Origin of the sequence: Pseudomonas sp. PDM25 (assembly GCF_019219045.1) — a bacterium.
In the GTDB taxonomy this organism is placed as follows: Bacteria; Pseudomonadota; Gammaproteobacteria; order Pseudomonadales; family Pseudomonadaceae; genus Aquipseudomonas.
Genome location: NZ_JAHUWL010000040.1, coordinates 1 through 6,785 on the forward strand (window position 1 = coordinate 1; position 6,785 = coordinate 6,785).

A 6,785-nucleotide genomic window follows, 5' to 3' on the forward strand; every position below is an offset into this window, starting at 1 on the left:
GTGGTTTGACCCAGGAGGAAGTCGCTGAGCGGCTGGGGGTGGGCAATGAGGCGGTATCACGCATCGAGCGCGGCATCGTGATGCCCAACATTGAGCGGTTGCTAGAACTGGCCGGCATCTTTGATTGTGCAGCGGCGGAGCTGTTGACCGAAGTCAGTCCCCGCCCGGACGATCAAGCCACCCGGATCAGCCGGTTATTGATGAAGCTTGATCAGCAAGATCGACAGTTTATTGTGGAGCTGGTTGAGCGTTTGGCCGAACGGCTGAAACAGGGTTGAGCACAAGATCCTGTTTATACGTTGTGAGGGGCGGTGCTGGCGTCTTTATCGAACCTGGCACCGCAGCGACAGCAGAAAAAGTCATAGGGGCCGAACTGGTACTGCTGCACGTCGTTGGCAAACGCGTTCATTGCGCTGCATTCCGAGCGTGCTTCAGACAGGCCTTGGCCCATCAATTCCAGCAGGTGTAGCAGATGGCTCTCAGGCCGGGTTGGCGGGTTGATGGCAGGCTCCTTGGCGCGGGTATGGCTCATGCCGACTAAGATGCTCTCCATCGTCCCAATCAGCATGACGGCCATGTGAGCGGCCTCTTTGGACAGGACAGCCTTGGAATCGCAGATCAGGCAGTAGGCGGACATACTGGATTTCCTTATGTAAGTCAGGTGAGTTAGGTGCGTGAGGTTTTGGCCAGGACCACGGCAAACAATCCGCAGCCCAACCCGACGGCGATGCAGAGCGGTGGGAAACGCAGCATGAGGCAGACGGCCGCCACCACGAGGCCGCTCCCGGCGAGCACGCAAATGAGTACGAACAGGTAGAGAAAAAATCGAGGGACAGTCATGGGAGTGGTCTCTGATTGAGGGATGCTTAATGCATGAGTGACGGAGTGACGGAGTGGCGGAGTGGCGGAGTGGCGTGACGGGATGGGTTGGTGACAGGTCGCCGCATGGTGCCCGTGACACGCGGCCTTCCCATCCATCGTCAATAGAGGTCAGCGTCCGGGAGTAGCAGGCGTTGCAGTAGAGCGATTGACGCTGACGTCCGAATGAGTTCAGGCCACCAGCTGCAAGGCGGTGCTGAGTGCTCGTTGCTTGATCACCGCGCCTTGGCCGAATCAGGCGGCATCCATGCGGTACTCGTTGTTGCGCGCCCGTCGCTCGTGGTCCACGTACTCGGTGACCGCGTTGAGCAGCCCCCACGCGGTGCCTTGAGCGGCCTCCAACTCAGCCCCTCGGCCATGCCCCTCATACAGACTCAGGACTTTAGTTAAGGCGCGCTCATTGGAAAGGCGGCTGTGCTCCGGCTTGCCCATCTGCACCTCACACAACACGTTGTGCAGGTAGTCCTTGGCTTCATGGGTTTTGACCGGACGTGCGGCGAGTGTGCGCATGCGGTACATGAAGTCATCCCACTGCGACACCGTGATGCCCAGTTGCTGTTTGACGGCACGTGGATCGAAACGGGTGCTGTGTGGCACCTTGATCGCCTGGCTGGCGCCGTTGATCGCAATCGTCAGGGTGTTGTTGCAGACCACGCGAATGGTGGTGGGCGTGGCGGTGGTGGCCAGCGTGCCGTCGCAGGAGGTGGCGAGCAGCAAATAACCATTGACCACGTCATTGCCTTTGAGCGCGGTGGATTGTCCGGTGCGTGCCAACGCCCAAAGCTTGCGTCCGCCTTTTAATACGCCAGCGGTTTCCAGCTCATAGCCGGAGCGTTCGGTCAGATCTCGGTAAAATTCTAAGACGGCACGCGGCTGGACCACCTGATAACGTTGCGAGACCACGGACAGTGGCGCTTTGCTGTCGGAGCGGTACAACACCTTCTGCTCTGGGAACGAGTGAATGCTGCCTAAATGACCGATAGCGTCGGCTTTGAAATGAACCGGGCTTTCCTGAATCTGCCAGTCCATTCCAGCTTCACGTTGCCAGATTTCCAGCGGTTGTTTGGGCGACAGTTGACTGCCCAGGCCGTGCCATGGAGTCGCGCCGACGTAAGCCATTTGTTCGAGTTGATGAGCCATGCTGAGGTTTCCTTTGAACACGGGGCGGCATAAGTGCTGTGCAACGCGCAGCACTGGCCGGGAAGGGGTTAGAAGGTGTTAAGTCAGGCGGGTAAGTTGAAACGATGACCGCAGATCAGGCAGAGGTTGTTCGCCAAGACATGGCGATCCAGTTTGTCGCCGAGTTGAGCGCCTAAGGCACAACCACCCGCGCCCCCAACCAAGCCGCCGAGGATGGCACCCGACACGGCGCCGAGCGTGACGCCAATGGGGCCGCCCAGAGCACCGACGGTGGCACCGGCTTGACCGCCAGCCAGGGCCGCACTGACGCCGCGGGCGACACCGCCCGCTGTACCGAGAGCGGCTGCGACTTTCATGGCTTGGTGGAGCGAGGCGATTTTGGGGGAATGACAGCGAGGGCACTGCAATGACATGGGTAGAGCTCCAGGGTGGGGATGTCAAAGCAGTGATGTAGGACTGAATTATTTTGCAATTGAATCGAATGGACGAGGTGTCTTTCAGGTGCTCCGAGGAGATCTCACTCAGCGATGGCGGTCCCATTCACTTTGAGGGTTACAAAGTCGGCCCAGTCAGCCATCAGCGTACGGCGTTTTTCCAGCAAGTCACTGCGCCAGTAGGCGGCTTCCGCCCCGTTGGCAACCACTTGAGCCAATGACATCTCGCAGACCTCACGCGCGAAGTGTGTACATTCAGCCGCCCAATCCCGGAACGTACTGCGAAAACCGTGGGCGGTAATGACGTTGTCATTGCTGTCACGCCAGCCTTTACCTTGATCTTCTAGATCTTTTTGATCCATGCGCCTCAACGTCATCAGCATGGCCATGTTGCTAATTGGTCGCCCTTTGCGGCGCGAGGGCGCAGCCTCGAGGTGCCGTTGCGAAAAGAGCGGTGAGGATGTCATCGCAGCTGTGCATCGAAGGCATCCGTCCCCTGCTATTTCCGCTATTCGTAGCGGAAATAGCAGGGGGAGGTGATCGTCGAGTGAATAAATGACATTTTCTGAGGGTTTTTCATCCATGTTTTTATTTTTATTTCAAGTAGTGCGCTTGCGGTAAAAAAGTGACGTAAGCGGGCGCGGCTAAATACAAAACTCATGCGGGTAGCATTGCGTCATCTCGAATTTTTAGAAGGAGGGTGGTGCGATGCGTGTTGAAGAGGATGAAAAAACTCGTAAGTTTTTGGATCAGAATGGGGAAGAGAAAACATTCATTCGGGTCTTGCGTTTGAAGAAGCTGCAAGAGCACCTCGGCGTGGGGCGGTCTACAGTCTACGATTGGATGAACCCACGCTCGCCACGATACAACCCTGCGTTTCCACGACCAATAAAGCTCTCGTTAGGCGTAAGGGGGGCTATTGGTTGGATCGAGTCGGATATTTGCCTTTGGATTGATTCAAGAGTAGCAGCAGGCGCTGCGGTATTACGTGCGGGCCAGAAATGAGTACTGGCCGTTATCGGCAGCGATTGTTACCGGAAATTGGAGGCCCTTTCCCGTCATTTGGATGCCTGCCCATCCTGAAGGCAGCTGTGCATGAAGCTGAAAACAACATCCAAGCTCCGCGACCGCTAATTTTCTTTGGGGCTTTGGCTGCGATTGCGGTCGGTGTTCAGGGGCTTTGTGATGTCCGTAAGCCAATTGGGCAATGTGTACCAATATCACTAATGTTGTTGTCTATTGCAGATTCGGGAGAGCGAAAATCAACAGCAGAAAATCTTTTCTTTGAACCGATTCGCCAGTTTCAAAAAAAGAAAGGAATTGCGTACCAGTCCAACCTAAGGGAGTGGGAGTCAAAGTCGAAAATATGGGATACAAAAAATAAAGTTATACTTAAACAAATAGCTAAGCTTACCCGTGAGGAGGCGTGTTCGGAAGAAGCTGAGCGACGATTGATCGACCACGGGTTTGTTCGGCCTTTGAAACCTAAGCAGTTTAAAATGTTATACGAGGACTCTACCTCTGAAGCTTTATTTCTAGGACTCTATCAAAATCTGCCATCCGCTGGGTTAGTGTCGAGTGAGGGGGGCGGAGTGCTCAATGGTCGGGCATTAACTGACTTGTCTAAACATAATGCTATTTGGAGTGGCGATTCCATAACTGTTGATAGAAAAACGGCTGAAAGTTATGAGGTTGTTGGTGCCCGCCTGACTGTGTCGATAATGTCACAAAGAAGTGCGTTCGATGAATATATCAAGGCTGCTGGTGAAAAGTCTCGTGGTTCAGGGCTCTGGGCTAGATTTTTAGTATGTTGTCCAAAATCAACGCAAGGTACAAGGTTTCTTAAAAATGAAACTATTTCTTGGGAGTATCGTGATAGGTTCTCTGTGCGGCTGGCCGAGATTCTTGAATGTAACTCTGCTTTGTTAGAGGCGTCTTGTCAGGCGCGAAAAATTATTGGTGTCTCTCCAGAGGCTAGTGAAATGTGGCTGGAAACATACAATGCTATTGAATCTAAAATTAACGCTGAGGGGCGATTTCATCAAATGGGTGATCACGCCTCAAAACTTGCGGATAATATCGCTAGGGTGGCGGCCCTCTTACATTATTTTGAAGGCTTTGAGGGGGAGGTTTCAAGGAGTACGCTTAAGTTTTCTATCGATTTTTGCCTTTGGTGTTCTGATGAGTTCTATTATCTATTTTTGCCCAAGACACAGGAAGAATTAGACGCGGAAGAGTTAAGCAAGTGGTTGTTGTGCTTTTGGGATAAAGGGGACGACTGGTTAGCTAAAAATTACATTCGCCAGTACGGCCCCAATAAAATGAGAGAGAAGAATCGTTTGAATAAAGCGCTTGAGCAGCTGCACAGTCAGGGAGAAATAAGGTTTTTCAATAGGAGGGGAGTTCAATGCGTTGAACTGATGACATAATAGTAAATTTTGATTTGAGATGGGCGCTGCAATTATGCTGAGCTCTAACTGAGCATAAATCGCAGCGAGTTAAGAATATAGGCTGTAGGCATTGAGGGCAGCGTGTCGTTTTGGCGGGAAATTCGGATTACAACGATTGAGTTTTTTGTGGATGTTTTTTTTGAATTTTTAGTTTCCTAAAGTGGTGAGTGTTTTTGTTCTTGCACGGTTGAGGCGGTAAATGCCATTTGGACGTCTCTATCATCTTCAATCATGTTTCGTACTTTTGCGATTAAATCACTCCGTTCTTCGGGGTGATTGTCCTTGCGCGGAGGGGATAATTTGATTAGGTGGTCAATTATTTTGTCCGTTGCCATGCTTGAGCTGCTCCATCCCTTTTTGGGTCTAAAGCTATGCAGAGCTTCGATGACGGATTCTTTGAAATCGCTTATTTTTTTAGCGTTTGCTTTGCCGCCTTTGCTCGCGCGCTTAGTTTTCGGGTTGGCTAAGGTCTCATAAATGGCGTTGCAGGCTCCAATGTACTTGCTCGCTTCCGATATTGCATTCCAAGCCATCATGAGGCTATTGTTTTTTTTAAGCTGAATCGCCGTGGAGGTATAAATGTGGGCCAGCAGCAGACTTCTTGTTAGCTTCGTTTTTGGATCTTTGACTTTAAAGTTTATGTGAAAGTATTGATCGCTTATGTATGTTTTGTCTATTTCTCCGGAGTCTATCTTGTTGGCGATATGTTGAAGTTGTGTGATTGTATTGTTTTCTCCGAAAAGCTCTTTATTTAAATGGTCGAGGTGGCTTAGAAGGTTGTCGATTTTTCCATCGATTTTTATATCGTGGAGGAGTTCGGTGAACTTGTCCATGTTTGTAGGGTGCTCTTCCGGGGGAGTGTCTTCTAGCATGTTTGTTCTCTGGGTTGTAGCGTGGATTTGGATTGTGGATTTTATATCTGGTGTGGCGTGTCCGTTATTTGTAGTTTGCCATCTACAACTATAGTTGGGTGTATTTGTTCTGGGTCCAAAGGTGCATGCTGTATAAACTTAGCCCAGTCGTCCATTAGCAAGCGACGCTTGTCGAGAAAGTCTGAACGAGAGTACGCCCCTTCAGTCTGATCACGTTCGTCATGCGCTAACGCCATCTCACAAACCTCGCGTGGGTAGTGAGTACATTCTCCCGCCCAGTCTAGGAACGAAGACCGAAAGCCATGGCGTGTGATGTGCTTGTATCCCATGCCATGCAGGAGCGTTCGTACTGCGTTTGCGTGCATAACCCCTGTCTTGCCCTGGCCTGGAAATAGAAAAGCGTTTCCCTTATCTCGCGGAATGCTCTTGACCAGCTTTACGACTTCCTCGGCAAGCGGAATTACGAATGCTACCCGCATCTTCATTCGCTCATCTGGCAGCGACCAAGTTCCAGCTTCTAGATCAAACTCATCCCAACGAGCGAACCTGACCATGTGGGCGCGTGCGCTGGTCATGATCAGTAGTTGAGCGGCCCAAGACGGAAGTGTGGTATTTGCCCTGAGCTTTACCATCAGATCCGGTACATCCTGCCAGCGCAATGCTTCAAAGTGCTCGCGCTTCCGAGCCTTCTTCTTTTCAGCACGGCTTAACAGATTGTCTAAGTGCCCGCGCCAACGAGCAGGGTTCTCACCCTCTCGCAGGTTGCGTGCCTTGGCGGCATCCAGGATCTGTTCAATTTGCCCGCGTACCTCATCGGCGGTTCGCGTTTTGGTAGCCCAGATAGGTTGCAACACCTTGAGCACCTCGGAAGTACCGATGTCTTCGGCAGACAGCTTGCCTATGTGATCAAACGCATACAGCTCCAGCTTTCGCAGCCAGCCGTTACGCCATTTTTCCGACCACGTCGCGCCGTGAGCATCACGGTATTCCGTTGCGAGTGTTTCAAACTT

Annotated in this window: 9 protein-coding genes and 1 pseudogene; 3 read left to right on the forward strand and 7 right to left on the reverse strand. The window is 52.0% G+C overall.

Annotation, left to right across the window (positions count from 1 at the left end; translation table 11 throughout):
- Nucleotides 1–278, forward strand: a 278-nt coding sequence (locus KW848_RS31060) for a helix-turn-helix domain-containing protein (RefSeq protein WP_218539143.1), incomplete at its 5' end; no start/stop codon positions are given.
- Nucleotides 279–292: 14 nt separating this feature from the next.
- On the opposite strand, the gene KW848_RS31065 is transcribed toward KW848_RS31060, so the two are convergent.
- The 5 genes and pseudogenes from KW848_RS31065 to KW848_RS31085 form a co-directional block, all read right to left on the reverse strand.
- Nucleotides 293–637 carry a hypothetical protein gene (locus tag KW848_RS31065; RefSeq protein ID WP_218539144.1) on the reverse strand — a complete coding sequence of 115 codons (345 nt, stop codon included), beginning with the start codon at nucleotides 635–637 and terminating at the stop codon, nucleotides 293–295.
- A gap of 29 nt (nucleotides 638–666) precedes the next feature.
- The gene (locus KW848_RS31070; protein ID WP_218539145.1) at nucleotides 667–840 is read right to left on the reverse strand and encodes a hypothetical protein; all 174 of its coding nucleotides are present in this window, start codon (nucleotides 838–840) and stop codon (nucleotides 667–669) included.
- Between the two features lie 210 nt (nucleotides 841–1,050).
- Nucleotides 1,051–2,019: pseudogene (locus tag KW848_RS31075) on the reverse strand (DUF932 domain-containing protein).
- 83 nt (nucleotides 2,020–2,102) lie between these two features.
- Nucleotides 2,103–2,432, reverse strand: coding sequence for a hypothetical protein (locus tag KW848_RS31080; RefSeq protein WP_218539146.1), 330 nt, complete (start codon nucleotides 2,430–2,432; stop codon nucleotides 2,103–2,105).
- A 104-nt stretch (nucleotides 2,433–2,536) separates the two neighbouring features.
- Nucleotides 2,537–3,037 carry a tyrosine-type recombinase/integrase gene (locus KW848_RS31085; RefSeq protein WP_375154764.1) on the reverse strand — a complete coding sequence of 167 codons (501 nt, stop codon included), beginning with the start codon at nucleotides 3,035–3,037 and terminating at the stop codon, nucleotides 2,537–2,539.
- Between the two features lie 124 nt (nucleotides 3,038–3,161).
- Between KW848_RS31085 and KW848_RS31090 the strand changes: the two genes are divergently transcribed.
- Both KW848_RS31090 and KW848_RS31095 read left to right on the forward strand, forming a co-directional pair.
- Nucleotides 3,162–3,458 (forward strand): AlpA family transcriptional regulator, encoded by a 297-nt coding sequence (locus KW848_RS31090; RefSeq protein WP_218539147.1) that lies wholly within the window; start codon nucleotides 3,162–3,164, stop codon nucleotides 3,456–3,458.
- Nucleotides 3,455–4,882, forward strand: a complete 1,428-nt coding sequence (locus KW848_RS31095; RefSeq protein ID WP_218539148.1) for a YfjI family protein — start codon at nucleotides 3,455–3,457, stop codon at nucleotides 4,880–4,882. Before KW848_RS31090 ends, KW848_RS31095 begins: the two co-directional genes overlap by 4 nt.
- Before the next feature lie 176 nt (nucleotides 4,883–5,058).
- Here KW848_RS31095 and KW848_RS31100 read toward each other — a convergent pair whose 3' ends face one another.
- Both KW848_RS31100 and KW848_RS31105 read right to left on the reverse strand, forming a co-directional pair.
- Entirely contained in the window at nucleotides 5,059–5,736 is a 678-nt protein-coding gene (locus tag KW848_RS31100) for a hypothetical protein (protein WP_218539149.1), read from the reverse strand.
- Nucleotides 5,737–5,816: 80 nt separating this feature from the next.
- Nucleotides 5,817–6,785 (reverse strand): site-specific integrase (locus KW848_RS31105; RefSeq protein WP_256365347.1); only part of this gene is annotated, 969 nt, incomplete at its 5' end.

Excerpts from the sequence above, each read along its gene's own strand:
- KW848_RS31065 (WP_218539144.1), bottom strand. The coding sequence starts at position 637 with ATGTCCGCCTACTGCCTGATCTGCGATTCCAAGGCTGTCCTGTCCAAA.
- KW848_RS31070 (WP_218539145.1), bottom strand. The coding sequence starts at position 840 with ATGACTGTCCCTCGATTTTTTCTCTACCTGTTCGTACTCATTTGCGTG.
- KW848_RS31080 (WP_218539146.1), bottom strand. The coding sequence starts at position 2,432 with ATGTCATTGCAGTGCCCTCGCTGTCATTCCCCCAAAATCGCCTCGCTC.
- KW848_RS31085 (WP_375154764.1), bottom strand. The coding sequence starts at position 3,037 with ATGGATGAAAAACCCTCAGAAAATGTCATTTATTCACTCGACGATCAC.
- KW848_RS31090 (WP_218539147.1), top strand. The coding sequence starts at position 3,162 with ATGCGTGTTGAAGAGGATGAAAAAACTCGTAAGTTTTTGGATCAGAAT.
- KW848_RS31095 (WP_218539148.1), top strand. The coding sequence starts at position 3,455 with ATGAGTACTGGCCGTTATCGGCAGCGATTGTTACCGGAAATTGGAGGC.
- KW848_RS31100 (WP_218539149.1), bottom strand. The coding sequence starts at position 5,736 with ATGGACAAGTTCACCGAACTCCTCCACGATATAAAAATCGATGGAAAA.